Below are 18,470 nucleotides of genomic sequence, written 5' to 3'. Positions count from 1 at the left end.
TCACCTCGCCAACCGGGCCCTTGGCTGCTCACATGAGCGGCAATGGCCACGTTTGATTTCGCTCGATGAACGATCAAAGGGTGGCACTGAGTGCCACCCTTTGAGAAGTGCAGCCGCTCAAGATCCGCTCATCTGAGCGCAACCCTTATCAAGGGTGGCGAGAATCACGCTGCCACGCGGCTCCGGATTTCACCATGCGGACCGGGCCCGGCACCTGGCCGGCCCCGTCCCGGACCGACCCCTTTCGCCGTGAAATCCCCGGTCAGCTGAACGCACCGGCGGGCCCGCCCGTACGGAACGGCAGGCGGACCCGGACCCCCACGCCGGGTCCGCCTCCTCACCGGCCTCGGTACGGAAGGAACCTCCGGGTTGCCCGCCTTCACACGTGTCCTCGCGCGCCTGCGCGCCCTCCCCCGCCCGCGTCTGCCCGCCCGCCCGCGGGTCCTCACGCGGCGCCCGCACGTCCTCACGCGGCGCCCGCGGGTCCTCGCACGCCTGCGCGCGGCCCGCGACGCGCACCCCACCGCCGCCCGCACCCTGCGGTGGGCCGTGCACGTCCTGGCCGCCGTCCTGGTCGTCGGCGCGCTCCTGATGCCGAACACCGCCCCGGCGATGCGCGCCGACCGCTTCGCGCGCATCCCCGCCGAGGCGATCGTCGGGGCCGTCCTGCTGCTCGCCCTGCCCCGCCGGCCGCGCATCGCCGTGGCCGCGCTGTACGGGGCGGGCATCGGCGTCCTGACCGTGCTGAACCTGCTGGACATGGGGTTCACCGAGTATCTGGGCCGCGGCTTCAACCTCGTCCTCGACTGGGGGCTGCTCGACGACGCCCAGGCCTACCTGGAGGACTCGATGGGCGGCACGGCGGCCACCGCCGCGGCCGTCGGCGCCGTCCTCCTCGCCCTGCTCCTCGTGACCGTGACGGCGCTGGCCACCGTGCGGCTGGGCAACCTGCTGGCCCGGCACCGCGCCCGCGCCACCCGGGGCGCGCTGATCGCGGGCACCGTGTGGATCACCTGCACGGCGCTGGGTGTGCAGGTCGCGGGGCTGCCGGTCGCCTCCGACCGGGCCGCGCAGGCGGTGAAGGGCCAGACCCGGCGCGTGGTGGACACCCTGCGCGACGAGGCGGCGTTCGCCAAGGAGGCGCGGACGGACGCCTTCGGCGCCACTCCCCCCGACCAGCTCGTCCCCGACCTGCGCGGCAAGGACGTCGTCATCGCCTTCATCGAGAGCTACGGCCGCACCGCCCTGGAGGACCCGCTGATCGCGCCCGGCGTCACCAGCACCCTCGACACCCGCGCCGCCGCGCTCGCGAAGGCCGGCTATCGGGCGCGCAGCGGCTGGCTCACCTCGGCGACGTTCGGCGGCAGCAGCTGGCTCGGCCACTCAACGGCCCTGTCCGGCCTGTGGATCGAGAACCAGCAGCGCTACCGCACCGTCACCAGCAGCGACCGCCTCACCCTCACCAAGGCGTTCCGGAAGACCGGCGCCTGGGACACGGTCGGCATCATGCCCGGTGTGCAGAAGGCCTGGCCGGAGGGGAAGTGGTACGGCCTCGACAAGGTCTACGACGCCTTCGACCTGGGGTACAGGGGGCCGAAGTTCAGCTGGTCGCCCATGCCGGACCAGTACGCCCTGGAGGCGTTCGAGCGGCTGGAGCACGGCAGGGAGCGCGACCGGCCGCTGATGTCGGAAGTCATCCTCACCTCCAGCCACCAGCCCTGGGCGCCGCTCCCCGAGCTGGTCGACTGGGACGCCCTCGGCGACGGTTCGCTCTTCGACGCCGTGGAGAAGGCGGGGAAGAGGTCCGCCGACGTCATCGCCGACGCCACCGAGTCCCGGCGGCAGTACGGCAGGTCGATCGAGTACTCGGTCGGCAGCCTCACCGAGTGGCTGGAGCGCTACGGCACCGACGACACGGTGCTGGTCTTCCTCGGCGACCACCAGCCCATCGCCCAGGTGAGCGGCCACGGCGCGAGCCGGGACGTGCCGGTGACGGTGGTCGCCAAGGACCCGGAGGTGCTGGAGAAGATCGCCGACTGGAACTGGACCGCGGGACTCCGCCCGGCGAAGGACGCGCCGGTATGGAAGATGGACACCTTCCGCAACCGCTTCCTGACCGCCTACGGCTCCATCCCCCACCCCACCGGACACTGACCGACCGCCCAAGGACGACACCGAACCAGCCCAGCCACGTGGCCACGCCGACCCAACCCAGCCCCCGGGGCACCGACCGGCCCAGCGGCGGCGGTGCCGGACCAGCCCAACGGCGCAATGCCGGTTCGACCCAACCGTCGGAAGAGCCCGACCAGCCCAACCGCGAGCACCCCCGACCGGCCCAGCGGCCGGAAGTACCCGACCAGCCCAGCGGCATGGGTGCCGTGCCATGACCAGCCCAACGGCGCAATGCCGGATCGACCCGACCGCCGGATGCCCCGACCAGCCCAGCCGCCAGGGCGCCGACCGGCCCAGCGGCATGGGCGCCGGCCGGCCCAGCGGCGGCGGGAGCGTCGGAGCGGCTCAGCCGCCGGAGGTGTCCAGTTCTGCTTCCTCGCCGACGCCCGCGCAGTCGTACGGGTCCTTCAGCCAGCCGTCCGGCAGCACCACCCTGTTGTTGCCGGACGTACGGCCGCGGGGGCCGTCGGCGCCCACCGGCCAGGGCTGGTCGAGGTCCAGCTCGTCGAGCCCGGACCGCAGCTCCTCCAGCGAGGAGGTGATCGCGAGCCGCTTACGCATCTCGGAACCGACCGCGAAGCCCTTCAGGTACCAGGCGACGTGCTTGCGGAAGTCGATCACGCCACGGGACTCGTCACCGATCCACTCCCCCAGCAGCGTGGCGTGCCGCACCATGACCTCGGCGACCTCGCGCAGCGTGGGCCGTACGTAGTCGTCGGTACGCCCCTCGAACGCGGCCACCAGGTCCGCGAACAGCCACGGCCTGCCCAGGCACCCCCGGCCCACGACCACCCCGTCGCAGCCGGTCTCGCGCACCATCCGCAGCGCGTCCTCCGCCGACCAGATGTCGCCGTTGCCGAGCACCGGGATCTCCGGCACGTGCTCCTTGAGCCGGGCGATGGCGTCCCAGTCGGCGGTGCCGCCGTAGTGCTGTGCGGCGGTGCGGCCGTGCAGCGCGATCGCGGTCACGCCCTCCTCGACGGCGATCCGGCCGGCGTCCAGGTAGGTCAGGTGGTCGTCGTCGATGCCCTTGCGCATCTTCATCGTGACCGGCAGGTCCCCGGCGCCGCTCACGGCCTCGCGCAGGATGGCCCGCAGCAGGTTCCGCTTGTACGGGAGGGCCGAACCGCCGCCCTTGCGGGTCACCTTGGGGACCGGGCAGCCGAAGTTGAGGTCGATGTGATCGGCGAGGTCCTCCTCGGCGATCATGCGGACGGCCTTGCCGACGGTCGCCGGGTCGACGCCGTAGAGCTGGATGGAGCGCGGCTGCTCGGTGGCGTCGAACCGGATCAGCTGCATGGTCTTCTCGTTGCGCTCGACCAGCGCCCGGGTGGTGATCATCTCGCTGACGAACAGGCCCTTGCCACCGCTCCACTCCCGGCACAGGGTGCGGAAGGGCGCGTTGGTGATCCCGGCCATGGGGGCGAGCACGACGGGCGGCCGCACCGCGTGCGGGCCGATGGGCAGGACGGTGTTCACGGTCGGCGAGGGCGTGGGCATTCCCCCATTGTCCCGCATGACACGGGGTACTCGACACGATGATCGTGTAACGGTCATTAGTTAGCCGCACTATCGACACACGCGTACGATGACCCCCATGCCCGAGCTCAGCCACGGCCGACGCATGCTGGTGCTCGCGATCTGCTGCATGAGCCTGCTGATCGTGAGCCTGGACAACACGGTCCTGAACGTCGCCCTGCCCTCCCTGCAACGGGAGTTCGACGCGAGCACCTCGGGGCTTCAGTGGACCATCGACGCGTACACCCTGGTCCTCGCCTCGCTGCTGATGCTCGCCGGTTCCACGGCGGACCGGATCGGCCGCAGACGGGTGTTCAAGACCGGCCTGGTGATCTTCACCCTCGGATCGGTGCTGTGCTCGCTGGCACCGGACCTGTCCTGGCTGGTGGTGTTCCGGATGGTGCAGGCGGTGGGCGGCTCCATGCTGAACCCGGTCGCCATGTCGATCATCACCAACACCTTCACCGACCCGCGCGAGCGCGCCCGCGCGATCGGGGTGTGGGGCGCGGTCGTCGGCCTCTCGATGGCCGCGGGCCCCCTGGTCGGGGGCGTGCTGGTGGACTCGGTCGGCTGGCGCTCCATCTTCTGGATCAACCTCCCGGTGGGCCTGGCCGCGCTCCTGCTCACCTGGCGTTTCGTCCCGGAGTCCCGCGCCCCGAAGGCGCGCCGTCCCGATCCGGTCGGCCAGCTCCTGGTCATCGTCCTGTTCGGCTCCCTCACGTACGCGATCATCGAGGCCCCGCACGCCTCCCTCCCGGCGATCGCCCCCTTCGCCGTACTCGCCCTGACCGCCTTCCTCGCCCTTCTCCGCTACGAGCCCCGCCGCCGCGAACCCCTCATCGACCTGCGCTTCTTCCGCTCGGCTCCGTTCAGCGGGGCCACGGTGACAGCGGTGAGCGCGTTCGCGGCGCTCGGCGGTTTCCTCTTCCTGTCCACGCTGTACCTGCAGAACGTCCGCGGGCTGAGCGCGCTGGACGCGGGCCTGTGGATGCTCCCGATGGCCGTCCCGACCTTCCTGTGCGCCCCGCTGTCCGGACGGCTGATCGGCAGTCGGGGGCCGCGTCTGCCGCTGCTGATCGCGGGCGGCGCGATGACGGCGAGCGGGCTCCTCTTCGCCCTCTTCGAGGCCGAGACCTCCAACGTGACCCTCTTCATCGGGTACGTCCTCTTCGGCGTCGGCTTCGGCTTCGTGAACGCGCCGATCACCAACACGGCCGTCTCCGGCATGCCGAGGGCGCAGGCGGGGGTCGCCGCGGCGGTCGCGTCCACCAGCCGTCAGCTGGGGCAGGCCCTGGGCGTGGCGGTGGTCGGCGCGGTCCTGGCGGCGGGCGTGGGCACGTCGTCGTACGCGGACGCGTTCGTCCCGGCGGCACGCCCCGGCTGGTGGATCCTCACCGGCTGCGCGCTGACCGTCCTCCTGGTCGGCGCCCTGACCTCGGGCCCCTGGGCCCGGAGAACGGCGGAACGCACGGCGGAACGCCTGAAGTCGGCGGAGATCCGGCAGACGACAGGGGCGGGCACGTAAGGGGACGCGGCGCTGGTGCAGCCGGGCAGCCGGGCAGCCGGCGGCGGACGTGGACACCGCTGCCGAGGGTGCTTCTCGCGCAGCGAGCGGAGCACCATGGCGTGGGCGGCGAAACCGTCCCCCGGTAGGTTCCGTCGCCGAACTCCCCTCGCGGGACCACCTGTTGATGTTGCTCTTGCTGCACACTCCTTGTCGGCCTCGAACGGGGGCACACGTACGGCACCACCCGACCCGCCGACCGCCGGAGGCACCATGTCGCAGCTGGACACCAGCAAGGTCAGCCGCTGGGACCTGCACGGCCGAGAGCACGTCGTCCGCGTCCAACGCACCGGCGTGCAGCGCACGATCAGGTGCGACACGTGCGGCTGGCGCAGAGGCGCCCAGTTCCTGCCGTGGCTGAAGGCGGAGGAGCACCTGACGGAGGCCCACCAGGCGACGGTGGACCCGACCGCCGCCTGAGCGGTCGGAAAAACGCCCACCCCCCAACCCGGCCGAGTCGGGTTGGGGGGTGGGCGAAGGCCGGGGTCCAGGGGGCGGAGCCCCCCGGTACGGCATGTGCGAGGACCGTCAGCAGCCGATCAGCCGCGCCGCGAGGTACCCCTCGATCTGGTCCAGCGACACGCGCTCCTGCTTCATCGTGTCGCGCTCACGCACGGTCACCGCGTTGTCGTCCAGCGTGTCGAAGTCGACGGTGACGCAGAACGGCGTACCGATCTCGTCCTGGCGGCGGTAACGGCGGCCGATCGCACCGGCGTCGTCGAACTCGATGTTCCAGTTCTGCCGCAGCGCCTGCGCGAGCCCCTTCGCCTTCGGCGACAGCTCCGGGTTGCGGGAGAGCGGGAGCACGGCCACCTTCACCGGGGCGAGGCGGTGGTCGAGCCGCAGCACGGTCCGCTTCTCCATCTTGCCCTTGGCGTTGGGCGCCTCGTCCTCGACGTAGGCGTCGAGCAGGAAGGCGAGCATCGCGCGGCCGACACCGGCCGCCGGCTCGATGACGTACGGCGTCCAGCGCTCGCCGGCCTCCTGGTCGAAGTAGGAGAGGTCCTGGCCGGAGGCCTTGGAGTGGGCGCCGAGGTCGTAGTCGGTGCGGTTGGCGACGCCCTCCAGCTCGCCCCACTCGCTGCCGCCGAACTGGAAGCGGTACTCGATGTCAGCGGTGCGCTTGGAGTAGTGGGAGAGCTTCTCCTTCGGGTGCTCGTACCACCGCATGTTCTCCTCGCGCAGGCCGAGACCGGTGTACCAGTTCCAGCGCTGCTCCATCCAGTACTCCTGCCACTTCTCGTCCTCGCCCGGCTTGACGAAGAACTCCATCTCCATCTGCTCGAACTCGCGGGTGCGGAAGATGAAGTTGCCGGGCGTGATCTCGTTGCGGAAGGACTTGCCCATCTGGGCGATGCCGAACGGCGGCTTGCGGCGCGAAGCGGTCTGCACCTGGGCGAAGTTGGTGAAGATGCCCTGGGCGGTCTCGGGGCGCAGGTAGGCGACGGAGCCGGAGTCCTGCGTCGGGCCGAGGTGGGTGGAGAGCAGACCCGAGAACTGCTTGGGCTCGGTGAAGGTGCCCTTGTTGCCGCAGTTGGGGCAGTTGAGGTCGGCGAGGCCGTTCTCCGGGGCGTGGCCCTTCTTCTCCTCGTACGCCTCCTCCAGGTGGTCCGCGCGGAACCGCTTGTGGCAGGAGGTGCACTCGGTCAGCGGGTCCGTGAAGGTCGCGACGTGCCCGGAGGCGACCCACACGTCCGGAGCCAGGATCACGGACGAGTCGATACCGACCACGTCCTCGCGGGAGGTGACCATGTAGCGCCACCACTGGCGCTTCAGGTTCTCCTTGAGCTCGACACCCAGCGGTCCGTAGTCCCAGGCGGCCTTGGTGCCGCCGTAGATCTCACTACTGGGGAATACGAAGCCACGGCGCTTGCTCAGGCTGACGATGGTGTCGATCTTGTCGGCGGCCACGGTGCTCTCTTCATTACGACGACGGGCGACGAAGCGAGATTGCTTCCAGCGAAGCACTCAGGCTACCGGCGGGCCCTGCCCCGCGACCAATTCGGTGCCCCTTACCGGCCCTCACGTGCGTTGTTGACAACGGTTTCCATCATTGTTGAAAATGAGTGTCATGAACGTACGACGACGCCACATACCCGCGGCCGCCCTGGCCGCGGTCACCGCCCTCGGCCTCGGCACCCTGACCGCCTGCTCCTCCGACAGCGCCGCCGCGGGCAACACCGACAAGTTCGACGTCGTCGCGTCGTTCTACCCGATGGCCTTCCTCGCCGAGCAGATAGGCGGCGAGCACGTCAACGTCACCAGTCTGACCGAGCCCGGCCAGGAGCCGCACGACCTGGAGATCAGCGCCAAGCAGACCGCGCGGCTCCAGGAGTCCGACGCGGCCCTCTACCTCAAGGGACTCCAGCCCACCGTCGACGAGGCCATCGGCCAGTCCGAGGTCGCGACGAAGATCGACGCGGCCACCCTGACCTCCGTGGAGGCGCACGGCACCGAAGCCGGCGGCCACGAGGAGGAGCACGGCCACGCGGAGGACGAGCACGGCCACGACCACGAGCACGAGGAGGGCTCCGACCCCCACGTCTGGCTCGACCCGGTCAAGTACGCCGAGGTCGCCGAGGGAGTCGGCAAGGCCTTCGAGAAGGCCGACCCGGACCACGCCGCCGACTACGAGAAGAACACCGAGGCGCTGGTCGGCAAGCTGAACGCCCTGGACGAGAAGTTCGAGACCGGCCTCGCGGACCGGAAGACCGGCGTCTTCATCACCACGCACGCCGCCTTCGGCCACCTCGCCGAGCGCTACGGCCTGACCGAGGAGGCCATCAGCGGCCTCAGCCCCGAGTCCGAGCCCAGCGGCGCACGCGTGAAGGAACTCCAGAAGACCGCGAAGGCCGACGGCGTCACCACCGTCTTCTACGAGACGCTCGTCAGCGACCGGACCGCCAGGACCCTCGCCGCCGACGCCGGACTGAAGACCGACGTCCTCGACCCCCTCGAGGGCATCACCGACACCTCCCGCGGCGACGACTACTTCCAGGTCATGGAAGCCAACCTCGACGCCCTGCGAAAGGCCCTGGGCGCCCAGTGAGCGGCACACCACCGGAGGACGGCATGACCACCACCGACCCCGTCATCTCCCTGCGCGGCGTCCGCGCCGAGCTGGGCTCGCGCCCCGTGCTGCGCGGCATCGACCTCACCGTGCGCCGCGGTGAGGTGGTCGCCCTGCTCGGCGCCAACGGCTCCGGCAAGTCGACGGCCGTGCGCGGGATCATCGGCCAGGTGCCGGTCACCGCCGGCGAGATCGAGCTGTTCGGCACCCCGCGGCACCGGTTCCGCGACTGGGCCCGCGTCGGCTACGTCCCGCAGCGCACCACCGCCGCCTCGGGCGTGCCCGCCACGGTCGCCGAGGTCGTCTCCTCCGGCCGCCTCGCCCGCACCCGCTTCGGCCTCTTCCGCAAGGCCGACCGCGAGGCCGTACGGCACGCCCTGGACCTCGTCGGCATGGCGGACCGCGCCAAGGACTCCGTCGACGCCCTCTCCGGCGGCCAGCACCAGCGGGTCCTGATCGCCCGCGCGCTCGCCGCCGCCCCCGAACTGCTGATCATGGACGAGCCGATGGCGGGCGTCGACCTGGCCAGCCAGGAGGTCCTCGCCGACACCCTGAGGCACCAGGTCTCCGAGGGCGCCACCGTCCTCCTCGTCCTGCACGAACTGGGCCCGCTGGAGCCCCTGATCGACCGGGCGGTCGTCCTGCGCGAGGGCTGCGTCACGCACGACGGCCCGCCCCCGAAGGCCGTCGGCCAGCACGCCCTGCCCGGCCACGACCACGTCCACCCGCACGCGCCCGCCGGCGCCGAACCGATCCGCACAGGACTGCTGAGCTGATTCCCATGGAGATCCTCGACTACGCCTTCATGCAGCGGGCGCTGCTCGCCGCCGTCCTGGTCGGCATCACCGCCCCCGCCGTCGGCATCTACCTGGTCCAGCGCCGCCAGGCCCTCATGGGCGACGGCATCGGCCATGTCGCCATGACCGGCGTCGGCCTCGGCTTCCTGCTCAGCTGGTCCCCCGTGTGGATGGCCGCCCTGGTCTCCGTCCTCGGCGCCGTCCTCATGGAACTGGTCCGCTGGTACGCCAAGACCCGCGGCGACATCGCCCTCGCGATGCTCTTCTACGGCGGTATGGCCGGCGGCGTGATGCTCATCAACCTCGCCCCCGGCGGCTCCACCGGCAACCTCTCCTCGTTCCTCTTCGGCTCCCTGTCCACGGTCTCCGAGTCCGACGTGACCGCGATCTGCCTGCTGGCCGCCTTCGTGGTGCTCGTCACCGTCGGACTGCGCAAGCAGCTCTTCGCCGTCAGCCAGGACGAGGAGTTCGCCCGGGTGACGGGTCTGCCGGTGCGGTTCCTGAACCTGCTGACGGCGGTCACGGCCGCCGTGACGGTCTCCGTCGCGATGCGCGTGGTGGGCCTGCTGCTGGTGAGCGCGCTCATGGTGGTGCCGGTCGCCGCGGCCCAGCAGCTCACCCGGAGCTTCGCCGCCACGTTCGCCATCGCCGTCGCGATCGGCGTGGGCGTCACCATCGGCGGCACGGTCACCTCGTACCACCAGGATGTGCCGCCCGGCGCGACGATCGTGCTGCTGACCATCGCCGCGTTCATCGTGCTGACCGCGCTGGCCACCCCGCTGGCCCGCCGCCGCGCCCGGGCGCTGGCCGCCGCGCAACCGGGCGGCGATCCGGCGGAGTGCGCGATTCCGGCCAGCCGGGCGGCCGGCCGGAACACCGGCGCCTGACTCTCCGCTGCCCGGGCTGGCACAATGGCCCGGGCAGACGCCGGATGTGAGGAGGCAATCCCGTGACGACCGCAGGACCGCCCGTGAAGGGCCGCGCCACTCGGCAGCGCGCCGCCGTGGCGGCTTGCCTTCAGGAGGTCGACGAGTTCCGCAGCGCCCAGGAACTGCACGACATGCTCAAGCACAAGGGCGACTCGGTCGGACTCACCACGGTCTACCGCACCCTGCAGTCGCTGGCCGACGCGGGCGAGGTCGACGTCCTGCGCACCGCGGACGGCGAGTCCGTCTACCGCCGCTGCTCCACCGACGACCATCACCACCACCTGGTCTGCCGCACCTGCGGCAAGGCGGTCGAGGTCGAGGGCCCGGCCGTGGAGAAGTGGGCCGAAGCCGTCGCGGCGGAACACGGCTACGTCAACGTGGCCCACACGGTGGAGATCTTCGGCACCTGTGCGGAGTGCGCCGCAGGGTGAGCCGGGCGCGGTTCCGCCGCGCGGGCTGGGGTGCGTCGGCGACGTCCGGTGCGTCGGGGCTGGTCGCGCAGTTCCCCGCGCCCCTGGGGCGCCGCCGCCCACTCCTCAGCGCACGTCAGGACTCCTGACGCCCCTCCATCGCCAACAGCTCCTCGTTCGGGATCGCCCCACCGAACCGCCGGTCCCGGGACGCGAATTCCAGACAGGCCCGCCACAGGTCACGCCGGTCGAAGTCCGGCCACAGCACGTCCTGGAACACCATCTCCGCGTACGCGCTCTGCCACAGCAGGTAGTTGGACGTGCGCTGCTCCCCGCTCGGCCGCAGGAACAGGTCCACGTCCGGCATGTCCGGGTAGTACAGGTACTTCTCGAAGGTCTTCTCGTTCACCTTCGACGGATCGAGCCGCCCCGCCCGCACATCCTCCGCCAGCGCCTGCGCGGCATCGGCGATCTCCGCACGCCCGCCGTAGTTCATGCAGAAGTACAGGGTCAGCCGGTCGTTGTCCTTGGTCTGCTCCTGCGCGACCTGGAGCTCCTTGGCCACCGACTTCCACAGCTTGGGCATCCGCCCGACCCACCGCACCCGGATCCCCAGCTCGTCGAGCTGGTCACGGGTCTTGCGGATGAAGTCCCGGTTGAAGTTCATCAGGAAGCGCACCTCGTCCGGCGAGCGCTTCCAGTTCTCGGTGGAGAAGGCGTACAGCGAGATCGCCCCCACACCCATCTCGACCGCGCCCTGGAGCACGTCCAGCACCCGCTCCGCGCCGACCTTGTGCCCTTCCGTGCGCGGCAGACCGCGTTCCTTCGCCCAGCGCCCGTTGCCGTCCATGACGATGGCCACATGGTTGGGGACCAGCTCGCCGGGGAGCTTCGGCGGCCTCGCGCCCGACGGGTGCGGTTCCGGCGTCCTGTACTCCCGGCGCTGACGCCCCAGGAAACCGCGTACGGCCATGTGTCTCTCGTCTCCTCGTACTTACTTCTCTACGTACCTCAGCGAACGCAGCCCGCGCTCCAGGTGCCAGTGCAGGTACGCGGACACCAGCCCGCTCCCCTCCCGGACGTACCGCGCCTCGCACGCGTCCGCGGTCTCCCAGTCTCCCGTAAGCAGCGCACCCAGGAGCTCCAGGGCCTGCGGCGAGGGTACGACGCTGCCGGGCACCCGGCAGTCGGGGCAGAGGGAACCGCCCGACGCGACCGAGAAGAACCGGTTCGGACCGGGCATCCCGCACTTCGCGCAGTCGGTGAAACTGGGCGCGTACCCGTTGACGGCGAGGGAGCGCAGCAGGAACGCGTCGAGCACGAGATGCGGCGCGTGCTCGCCCCGCGCGAGGGTCCGCAGCGCGCCCACCAGCAGCAGGTACTGCTGCACCGCCGGCTCGCCCTCGTGGTCGGTGAACCGCTCGGCCGTCTCCAGCATGGCCGTCCCGGCGGTGTAGCGCGCGTAGTCCGTCACGATCCCGCCGCCGTACGGCGCGATCGTCTCGCTCTGCGTGCACAGCGGCAGGCCGCGCCCGACCAGCTCGCTGCCCCTGGAGAAGAACTGCACGTCCACGTGCGAGAACGGTTCGAGGCGCGCGCCGAACTTCGACTTCGTCCGGCGCACCCCTCTCGCCACGGCGCGTACCCGACCGTGACCCCGCGTGAGCAAGGTGATGATCCGGTCCGCCTCACCCAGCTTCTGGGTGCGCAGCACGATGCCGTCGTCGCGGAACAGACTCATGGCATCCATTGTCGCCCACGTTCAGGGCACCTCACCGCGGCTGCGGGCATTGGCGTACGCCGTCGCCGCGCGCAGCCGCTCGGCGGGGGTCGCCTGCCGTACGACCTCGGGGTCCGCGTCCCACTCCCGGCCGCCGCCGAACGGTCTCAGCTGGACGTAGGGTCCCTCGTGCCCCATGACGATGCCGATCCGCTCCGTCCCGGTGTCCACGACGTACGCGCCGAGGGGCGGCTTCACCGCGACACCGCCGCCGCGATCCGCCGCGCGGTCTCCACGGAACACCGACCCAATTCGATGAGCGGACAGGGCGCCTCCCGCGCGAGACTCACCGGGTCCAGCCCCAGTGTCGGCAGGGAAATTCCGGCCTTCGCGAGTGCCGCCCGCAATTCCTTCACCACTTCCTCCGCTTCCTCGACGCAGAGCGCCGCGTGTCGTGCCGTCACGCTGATTCCCTTCACCTTCGACTTTCACTCTTCGTATCCCAAGAGTGACGCTGAGTGTCTACACTCGGAAGGGGTTTGCGCTCTACAAGTGCGGGGCTGCACAAAGGGGTTGATCAATGGCCAACGGTTCGCGCCAGGCGGCATGGGAGTTCTTCGGAGCGGAGCTGAAGCGAAGGCGGGAGGACGCGGGGTTCACGCAGGTGGAGCTGGGGACGCGGGTGTTCGTCTCCGGCGGCTACATCGGCCAGTTCGAACAGGCCATCCGCAAGCCGCAATTGGATGTGGCGCAGCGGATCGACGAGACACTGCAAACCGGTGGCTTTTTCGAACGCCTTTGGCGCAAGCTCATCAAGGAACAGCGCTACGCCGAATACTTCGCGCATGCGGCGGAGTTGGAGCGGCTGGCCACAAGCATCTGCGACTGGGCGCCGGCCGTGATCCCGGGCCTCCTCCAGACACCCGCATATGCTCGCGCGATCTACCTGGCGAGCAACCCGCTCGTCGCGGACGAATACATCGAGGAGATGGTCGATCTCCGTATCGGCCGTGCGCAACTCCTCAAGGACGCTACACGGCCGGTGTATTGGGTGATCCTCCACGAGGCGGTGCTGCGCGTGCCGGTTGGCTCCACCTCTGTGATGGCCCAGCAACTGGACCACATCGCGCAGGCGGCGCGCGGCCGCAAGGCCCTCGTCCAGGTACTGCCGCTCTCGGCCGGGGCACATCCACAGATGGGCAAGATCATGAGGATCTTGGAGTTCGATGACGCCCCGCCGACCGTCTATACAGAGGGCGTGTTGTCCGGCAATCTGCTGGACGATCCGGCGGTAGTGAAACGTGCACGCGCGGATTACGATCTTTTGCGGGCCGCAGCTCTGTCACTGGACGCGTCCCTGACCATGATCGAAGCGGCAGCGGAGGACTTCAGACGATGCGCGGGTACAACCTGACCAACGCACGCTGGCGCAGGAGCAGTTACAGCGGCGGCAGCGGCGGCGAGGAGTGCGTCGAAGTCGCATACGACTTCCCCGGCGCCGCCCGCTGGCGCAAGAGCACCTACAGCGGCGGCGACGGCGGCGAGGACTGCGTCGAAGTCGCCGCCGGACTCCCCGGCGTCGTCCCCGTGCGGGACAGCAAGCTGAGCGTCGACAGTCCGGTGATCGTCCTCGGGTCAGCGGCATGGACCGCGTTCGTCCATACCGTCCGACCGGACGATGAACTGCCGAAGGCTCCGTCGGTGTGACGTTTCGCCCCGGGCGCAACCGGACCGCCCGCGTCCCGGCTCCTCTCCTGCAGAACCGACACCTTTGGGTGAGGAGACCGACATGACCGCGACCGCTTTCGAGTACGGCCGGAACCAGGCCCCCACCGCCGCGGACGGCGCCGGCGGCGCCTGGTGGCCCGCGGCGGCCGGGCAGCCGGAGGGCGACTACCTGCTGGCCCCGCCGAACCCGGCCGAGCGCCTCGACACCGCCCTCGACCCGCGTGACCGCCGGCGGCTGGGGCTGCACGCCGCGCTGACCGCCGCCGGCATCCCGCCGCGCCCCGAGGACCGCGAGGCCATCGAGAGCCTGAGCGCGCTGTCCGGCAGCATCAACACCACCATCCAGCGCTGGCTGCACCACACCCTGTGAGCCGCCGGGGCCGGCGCGCCCTCAGCCCCGGTCGACCATCCAGGTGCCGTCCTCCTCGTCGTCGACCCGCACCTCCAGCTCGCGCAGGCTCATGCCCGCGTCCCAGAGTTCCCGGAAGCGCTTCATGCGGTGCTGGACGTGGTCCTGGCGGGCGATGAGCCGGGTCCTGATGTTGACGTCGCGCAGGTCCTGGTCGATCTCGAAGGAGACCGCTTCGTCGTAGACGATGAAATCGTTGGTGGTGCCGCGCAGCAGATGCGGCGGCAGTTCCGGCAGCACGGCCACGCGCACCTCGATGTGCAGGACCTGCTGCTCCTCGCAGAGCCGCAGCAGCCGGTCGTCCAGCTCCCGCGCGCTCTCCAGCAGGAACAGCCGCCGCACCGGGATGCCGTGCTCGATCGCCTCCCGCTGGGCGTGCAGATAGCGGCTGGCGGGTTCGCTGTTCCAGAACTCCCGGTCGACGGAGGTGCTGGTGGCGCAGATGGAGTGCTCGGCGGCCCGGGTGAGGGTGAGCATCCAGTCGTGGTTCTCGCCGGGGCACTCCGCGGTGAGGGTGGTCAGATCGGTCATGTGCCCGATCACCCGCTGCATCTCCAGGCGGACGAAGGCGGTGAGGATCGGCGGGCCCGGGGACAGCACCTCGGCGAAGTTGGTGGCCAGGTCGGGAACGGACTCGATGCGCACCCGGACCGGTGGCGGTTCGGGCTTCGGCTCGGCGGGGCGGGCCGGGGCGAGCAGGCGGGTCTCGACGAGCTGCTTCATGTCCTCGGTGTGCCGGGTCAGCCCGCTCTGCAGCTCGTCGTGGCGCCGCAGCGCGTCCCGTACGGTGGCGGCGGTCTCGGTCAGCAGGCGCTCGGCCCGCCGGGCCCGTTCCTCCGCGGTGCGGTCCGGGACGGGGAGGAGGTGCTGGGCGGCGATCGCGGCGGCGGCGCAGAGGGCGGCGGCGGCGAGCTGCCGTGCCGTACCGTCCTCCGGGCTGAGTAACGCGGCGACGCCCCAGGTGAGCAGGCCGGCGACGAGGCCGACGAGCAGCGTGCGCGGCCAGGGGATGGCGTGGGTGTCCGCCGCGGGGGCGGCCGGTGGCCCCTCCGGGGCGTGCCGGGTGCGGGGCGGTACCGGGCGGCCGGGCGGCCGGTCGGGTGTGCCCACGGTGCCCGGCGGGCCGGCCGTGTCTTCGGGCTGCGGTGACTGTGCCGTGCTCATCTCGCTTCTCCCCCCGTCGGGAAACGCGTCGGTTCGAGGTGCGGACAGGTGCGTGGGGCCCGGTCGGGACGGCTCAGCTCACGGCCGGTGGCGTCCCGGTGTCGGATCAGGGCGTCGGCTCCACCTCCCGGTACGCCGGGCGGATCGCGTGCAACGTCAGCTGGTCGCGGACGCGCTGCACCAGGGCCAGCCACTGCCGGGTGAAGCCGGGCTGTTCCTCCAGTACGTCCCAGAGCGCGGCCAGTTCCCCGGTCACGCGGGCCCGTGGCATCCACAGGTGCAGCAGGTGGTCGACGGCGGGCCGCAGTGCCCCGACCACGGCGGGCGGATCGTCGGCCGGGCCCGGCCGGGGCCGGGGTTCGCCGGGGCCCAGGCGGATGCCGTCGAGGACGCGGACCAGGGTCGTCAGCAGCCAGTCGTGCAGGGCGAGATCGTCGCAGAGCCCGGCGATGTCGGCGCTGCGGGTGCCGTCGGGGACCCGCAGCCGCACGGTGCGCAGCTCGTCCTCGGCGAGGGTGAACCGTTCGAGGGAGGGGCCTTCGCCGTCCCACGCGGGCAGGGCCACCCAGCGCAGCCGGGTCGGCCGGGACCTGAGGGGCGGCCGCTGGTCGAGCAGCGGGTGCCGCAGCAGCCGCGTCTGCAGTCCGGCGGCGATCAGCCCGACGTCGAGGTCGCCGTGGCGCCCGGCCCCGAGGAGGCCCTCGGCGACCGCGTCGCGGGGCAGCTTGCCGAACGGTTCGACCACTCCGGGCCGTACCAGGTAGTGGCCCCAGGGCCGGCGGTGGTCGGGGCCGGTGGCGGGGACGCGGAAGTACGCGGAGGTCTGTAACACCCGTCCCTCGGTGAGGGCGGCCCGTGCGGCGACCGTGCCGACCGCGCGGACCCTGGCGCCGTTGGAGCTGGGCAGGGGGCAGTCGACTCCGGTGAGGACGTCGGGGGAACGCCCGTACAGGTTGGGGCGTTCGGAGACCAGGACCCGCTCGTCGGCGCGCAGGCTCAGCAGTCGGGCGGCGGCGCGGCTGTCGAGGGCCTGCCCGGCCGGCAGCAGGCAGGTGCGGATCTCGCCGCAGGCGAGCACGGCACGCGGTGCGGTCTCCTGCGGGCTCATGTCAGGACCCCTCGTAGAAGAGGTAGGAGACGCGGTCGGCCACCGAGGCGGGTACGGGCACGGCCTCGCGGGCGGAGCGTTCGGCGACCTGGCGCAGCGCCTCGGGGTCCACGTCGGTCTGGTCGAGGATGACCCGGACGGCGTGCTCGACGGGCAGGAAGCGGTTGGGCAGCACCGAGCAGGTCCGGTAGGCGGCGAAGGGGTCGGCGCGCGGGTTGAGCCGTACCAGTGCGGGCAGTTCGTCCCAGTCGTCGGGGAAGGACGGGCCGGTGTGCGGGTGCGGGTCGAGGACGGCGTCGCCCCGGTGGCGCAGCAGCCCGAGGCGGGCGAGCTGCCACACGGCGGCGAGGAAGGGACAGGACCAGAGGCGCTGCCCGTCGGGGGTGTCGTTCCAGAGTTCGACGTCCAGGAAGACGGAGTGGCGGCGGGCCGCGGTCTCCGTGGGCGGCTGCCAGGCGGTGGCCTTCCGCATGGCCTGGGGGGTGCGCCCGGCGGGGCTGCGCACCCCGTTGGCGAGCCAGCCGGTCTGCGCGGCCGGGGGCCGGTTGCCGTAGCTGCCGGGGGGCGGTTCCTCGACGATGCGCCCGGCGACCGCCTCCGCGACGGGGATCTTGCCGGTGGTCGCGCAGCCGGACTCGCGGGCCAGGTAGTCGACGGTCAGCCCGGCGCGGTCGGCCTCCGCGAGCAGCAGCGGGACGAGTTCGGCGGGGCTGGAGAAGCGGGTGAAGTAGTCGTCGACGAGGAAGCAGGTGCTGATCCGGGGGCGGGCGCCGCCGGCCCGGCCGGCCGCGGCGGCGCGTGCCGCGTCCGCCCAGGGGCGTACCCGTGCGAAGTGGCGGCGCAGGTGCTCGGGGCCGGCTTCGAAGTCCTCCATGTAGAAGTGGCCCAGCTCCAGGGAGAGATGGGCCAGCGGCACCGACTGGGTGCGTGGTTCGGCGGTGGTTTCGCGGAACACCGCTTCCGTCATGGCCGCCCCCAGTGGGAGTCGTCGGTGAGCCGCCGGGCGATCTCCTCGAGCGCCTCCAGCGTCTCCTTGTTGGCGATCTGGGTGGCGAGTACGTCGTCCTCGGTGATGAGCTGCTCGCGCCACTGCAGGATGGGTTCCAGCGGTACGGTGCCGAGGACCACGCTGTCGCCGATGCGCTGGTCGGCGGCGAGCCGGCGCAGTGCCTTGTTGCAGGACTGCATCCACGCCTCCTGGGCGTGGGACACCTGGGACCACAGGGGCGACTCGGGGTCGGGTACGGCGGCGCGCACGAAGCGGATGTTGCCCTGGAGGGTCTCCTCGTCGTGTCCGCGGTCCACGCCGCTGCGGACGATGCCGTTCTCCTTGTGGACGAGGCCGGCGGCGGCGATGACGTGCTGGTGGGTCCAGCGGTGGAAGACGAGCCAGCGGTAGGCGACGTTGCGCATCCGGGGGTGCGCGGTCGCCGCCAGGACCAGGTCGACGGCGTAGCTGCGGCCGGCGCTGAGGTCGACCACGACGAGGTCGAACTCGCCGTTCAGCCGCAGGAGGAGGTCGATGCACCGCTCCAGCGCCTCCTCGCCGATGGCGAATTCGCCGCCGCCGACGTCGCCGGGGTAGAGGACCAGGCGGCCGGACTGGTTCTGCCGGGCGCGCAGCACGGGGTGTTCGGTCTGCCGCCAGATGTCGATGCCGACCGGCTCGGCGACCTCGCCGTCGAGGTAGGAGTGCAGGCCCCGTTCCCCGGTGCCGCGCATCGCGCTGGGGACGTCGAAGACGGCGGCGGCGGTCGGCGACCCGAAGTCGAAGTCCACGTAGGCGACATGGTCGCCGGTGAGGGCGCGCTGGTAGGCCAGGTTGGCGCTGGTGACCGAGCGGCCGGTGCCTCCCTTGTCGGAGGCGGCGAAGACGAGCAC

General features: G+C 71.5%; 20 protein-coding genes. 10 read left to right on the top strand and 10 right to left on the bottom strand.

Features of this window, described 5'->3' with window-relative positions; all coding sequences use genetic code 11:
• The first annotated feature begins 369 nt into the window (after positions 1–369).
• Positions 370–2,154, top strand: a complete 1,785-nt coding sequence (locus tag ACZ434_RS02605; protein WP_468450983.1) for an alkaline phosphatase family protein — start codon at positions 370–372, stop codon at positions 2,152–2,154.
• Positions 2,155–2,517: 363 nt separating this feature from the next.
• Here ACZ434_RS02605 and dusB read toward each other — a convergent pair whose 3' ends face one another.
• Positions 2,518–3,672, bottom strand: a complete 1,155-nt coding sequence (gene dusB, locus ACZ434_RS02600) for a tRNA dihydrouridine synthase DusB (RefSeq protein WP_468450981.1) — start codon at positions 3,670–3,672, stop codon at positions 2,518–2,520.
• A gap of 97 nt (positions 3,673–3,769) precedes the next feature.
• On the opposite strand from dusB, the gene ACZ434_RS02595 reads away from it, so the two are divergent.
• Together ACZ434_RS02595 and ACZ434_RS02590 are read left to right on the top strand one after the other, a co-directional pair.
• Positions 3,770–5,215, top strand: a complete 1,446-nt coding sequence (locus ACZ434_RS02595; protein ID WP_468450979.1) for an MFS transporter — start codon at positions 3,770–3,772, stop codon at positions 5,213–5,215.
• Positions 5,216–5,467: 252 nt separating this feature from the next.
• Positions 5,468–5,674, top strand: a complete 207-nt coding sequence (locus ACZ434_RS02590; protein ID WP_468450977.1) for a hypothetical protein — start codon at positions 5,468–5,470, stop codon at positions 5,672–5,674.
• A 108-nt stretch (positions 5,675–5,782) separates the two neighbouring features.
• Here ACZ434_RS02590 and ACZ434_RS02585 read toward each other — a convergent pair whose 3' ends face one another.
• Positions 5,783–7,165 (bottom strand): glycine--tRNA ligase, encoded by a 1,383-nt coding sequence (locus ACZ434_RS02585; protein ID WP_468450975.1) that lies wholly within the window; start codon positions 7,163–7,165, stop codon positions 5,783–5,785.
• A 160-nt stretch (positions 7,166–7,325) separates the two neighbouring features.
• Between ACZ434_RS02585 and ACZ434_RS02580 the strand changes: the two genes are divergently transcribed.
• The 4 genes from ACZ434_RS02580 (at position 7,326) to ACZ434_RS02565 (ending at position 10,481) form a co-directional block, all read left to right on the top strand.
• Positions 7,326–8,303, top strand: a complete 978-nt coding sequence (locus tag ACZ434_RS02580; RefSeq protein WP_468450973.1) for a metal ABC transporter substrate-binding protein — start codon at positions 7,326–7,328, stop codon at positions 8,301–8,303.
• Between the two features lie 23 nt (positions 8,304–8,326).
• On the top strand, positions 8,327–9,100 hold the full coding sequence (locus ACZ434_RS02575; protein WP_468450971.1) for a metal ABC transporter ATP-binding protein: 774 nt from the start codon (positions 8,327–8,329) through the stop codon (positions 9,098–9,100).
• Between the two features lie 5 nt (positions 9,101–9,105).
• Positions 9,106–10,008: a metal ABC transporter permease gene (locus ACZ434_RS02570; RefSeq protein ID WP_468450969.1), complete on the top strand. Its 903-nt coding sequence runs from the start codon at positions 9,106–9,108 to the stop codon at positions 10,006–10,008.
• A gap of 62 nt (positions 10,009–10,070) precedes the next feature.
• Entirely contained in the window at positions 10,071–10,481 is a 411-nt protein-coding gene (locus tag ACZ434_RS02565; RefSeq protein ID WP_468450967.1) for a Fur family transcriptional regulator, read from the top strand.
• 115 nt (positions 10,482–10,596) lie between these two features.
• Here ACZ434_RS02565 and ACZ434_RS02560 read toward each other — a convergent pair whose 3' ends face one another.
• The 4 genes from ACZ434_RS02560 to ACZ434_RS02545 are packed head-to-tail and all read right to left on the bottom strand — an operon-like array spanning position 10,597 to position 12,644.
• A complete protein-coding gene (locus ACZ434_RS02560) occupies positions 10,597–11,433 on the bottom strand; it encodes an isoprenyl transferase (protein ID WP_468450965.1) in 837 nt (278 codons plus the stop codon).
• Between the two features lie 21 nt (positions 11,434–11,454).
• The gene (gene recO / locus ACZ434_RS02555) at positions 11,455–12,201 is read right to left on the bottom strand and encodes a DNA repair protein RecO (protein WP_468450963.1); all 747 of its coding nucleotides are present in this window, start codon (positions 12,199–12,201) and stop codon (positions 11,455–11,457) included.
• A gap of 21 nt (positions 12,202–12,222) precedes the next feature.
• Positions 12,223–12,438 carry a hypothetical protein gene (locus ACZ434_RS02550; RefSeq protein WP_468450961.1) on the bottom strand — a complete coding sequence of 72 codons (216 nt, stop codon included), beginning with the start codon at positions 12,436–12,438 and terminating at the stop codon, positions 12,223–12,225.
• Entirely contained in the window at positions 12,435–12,644 is a 210-nt protein-coding gene (locus tag ACZ434_RS02545; protein ID WP_468451787.1) for a hypothetical protein, read from the bottom strand. Before ACZ434_RS02545 ends, ACZ434_RS02550 begins: the two co-directional genes overlap by 4 nt.
• A gap of 116 nt (positions 12,645–12,760) precedes the next feature.
• Here ACZ434_RS02545 and ACZ434_RS02540 point away from each other — a divergent pair, with 116 nt between their 5' ends.
• The 3 genes from ACZ434_RS02540 to ACZ434_RS02530 all read left to right on the top strand — a co-directional run bounded on the left by ACZ434_RS02540 (position 12,761) and on the right by ACZ434_RS02530 (position 14,278).
• Positions 12,761–13,594, top strand: coding sequence for a helix-turn-helix domain-containing protein (locus ACZ434_RS02540; RefSeq protein ID WP_468450959.1), 834 nt, complete (start codon positions 12,761–12,763; stop codon positions 13,592–13,594).
• Positions 13,576–13,887: a DUF397 domain-containing protein gene (locus tag ACZ434_RS02535; protein ID WP_468450957.1), complete on the top strand. Its 312-nt coding sequence runs from the start codon at positions 13,576–13,578 to the stop codon at positions 13,885–13,887. The genes ACZ434_RS02540 and ACZ434_RS02535 overlap by 19 nt, the downstream gene beginning before the upstream one ends.
• Positions 13,888–13,969: 82 nt before the next feature.
• Entirely contained in the window at positions 13,970–14,278 is a 309-nt protein-coding gene (locus ACZ434_RS02530; RefSeq protein ID WP_468450955.1) for a hypothetical protein, read from the top strand.
• Between the two features lie 21 nt (positions 14,279–14,299).
• Here the strand turns inward: ACZ434_RS02530 and ACZ434_RS02525 are convergent, their stop codons facing one another.
• From ACZ434_RS02525 to ACZ434_RS02510, 4 genes are all read right to left on the bottom strand, one after another.
• Complete coding sequence (locus ACZ434_RS02525; RefSeq protein WP_468450953.1) at positions 14,300–15,481, bottom strand: hypothetical protein; 1,182 nt, start codon at positions 15,479–15,481, stop codon at positions 14,300–14,302.
• Between the two features lie 106 nt (positions 15,482–15,587).
• Positions 15,588–16,589: an SCO2521 family protein gene (locus ACZ434_RS02520; protein WP_468450951.1), complete on the bottom strand. Its 1,002-nt coding sequence runs from the start codon at positions 16,587–16,589 to the stop codon at positions 15,588–15,590.
• Between the two features lies 1 nt (position 16,590).
• On the bottom strand, positions 16,591–17,556 hold the full coding sequence (locus ACZ434_RS02515) for an SCO2522 family protein (protein WP_468450949.1): 966 nt from the start codon (positions 17,554–17,556) through the stop codon (positions 16,591–16,593).
• Entirely contained in the window at positions 17,553–18,470 is a 918-nt protein-coding gene (locus ACZ434_RS02510) for an SCO2523 family variant P-loop protein (protein WP_468450947.1), read from the bottom strand. The genes ACZ434_RS02515 and ACZ434_RS02510 overlap by 4 nt, the downstream gene beginning before the upstream one ends.

This window comes from Streptomyces sp. NPDC030893, from assembly GCF_055571535.1.
Note: the sequence above shows the minus strand (reverse complement) of the source record. Positions and strands in the feature narration are given on the sequence as shown.

What these genes read in the sequence shown, in the direction of transcription:
- dusB (WP_468450981.1), bottom strand. Translation starts at nt 3,672, where the DNA reads ATGCCCACGCCCTCGCCGACCGTGAACACCGTCCTGCCCATCGGCCCG.
- ACZ434_RS02595 (WP_468450979.1), top strand. Translation starts at nt 3,770, where the DNA reads ATGCCCGAGCTCAGCCACGGCCGACGCATGCTGGTGCTCGCGATCTGC.
- ACZ434_RS02590 (WP_468450977.1), top strand. Translation starts at nt 5,468, where the DNA reads ATGTCGCAGCTGGACACCAGCAAGGTCAGCCGCTGGGACCTGCACGGC.
- ACZ434_RS02580 (WP_468450973.1), top strand. Translation starts at nt 7,326, where the DNA reads ATGAACGTACGACGACGCCACATACCCGCGGCCGCCCTGGCCGCGGTC.
- ACZ434_RS02575 (WP_468450971.1), top strand. Translation starts at nt 8,327, where the DNA reads ATGACCACCACCGACCCCGTCATCTCCCTGCGCGGCGTCCGCGCCGAG.
- ACZ434_RS02570 (WP_468450969.1), top strand. Translation starts at nt 9,106, where the DNA reads ATGGAGATCCTCGACTACGCCTTCATGCAGCGGGCGCTGCTCGCCGCC.
- ACZ434_RS02560 (WP_468450965.1), bottom strand. Translation starts at nt 11,433, where the DNA reads ATGGCCGTACGCGGTTTCCTGGGGCGTCAGCGCCGGGAGTACAGGACG.
- recO (WP_468450963.1), bottom strand. Translation starts at nt 12,201, where the DNA reads ATGAGTCTGTTCCGCGACGACGGCATCGTGCTGCGCACCCAGAAGCTG.
- ACZ434_RS02540 (WP_468450959.1), top strand. Translation starts at nt 12,761, where the DNA reads ATGGCCAACGGTTCGCGCCAGGCGGCATGGGAGTTCTTCGGAGCGGAG.
- ACZ434_RS02535 (WP_468450957.1), top strand. Translation starts at nt 13,576, where the DNA reads ATGCGCGGGTACAACCTGACCAACGCACGCTGGCGCAGGAGCAGTTAC.
- ACZ434_RS02530 (WP_468450955.1), top strand. Translation starts at nt 13,970, where the DNA reads ATGACCGCGACCGCTTTCGAGTACGGCCGGAACCAGGCCCCCACCGCC.
- ACZ434_RS02525 (WP_468450953.1), bottom strand. Translation starts at nt 15,481, where the DNA reads ATGAGCACGGCACAGTCACCGCAGCCCGAAGACACGGCCGGCCCGCCG.
- ACZ434_RS02520 (WP_468450951.1), bottom strand. Translation starts at nt 16,589, where the DNA reads ATGAGCCCGCAGGAGACCGCACCGCGTGCCGTGCTCGCCTGCGGCGAG.
- ACZ434_RS02515 (WP_468450949.1), bottom strand. Translation starts at nt 17,556, where the DNA reads ATGACGGAAGCGGTGTTCCGCGAAACCACCGCCGAACCACGCACCCAG.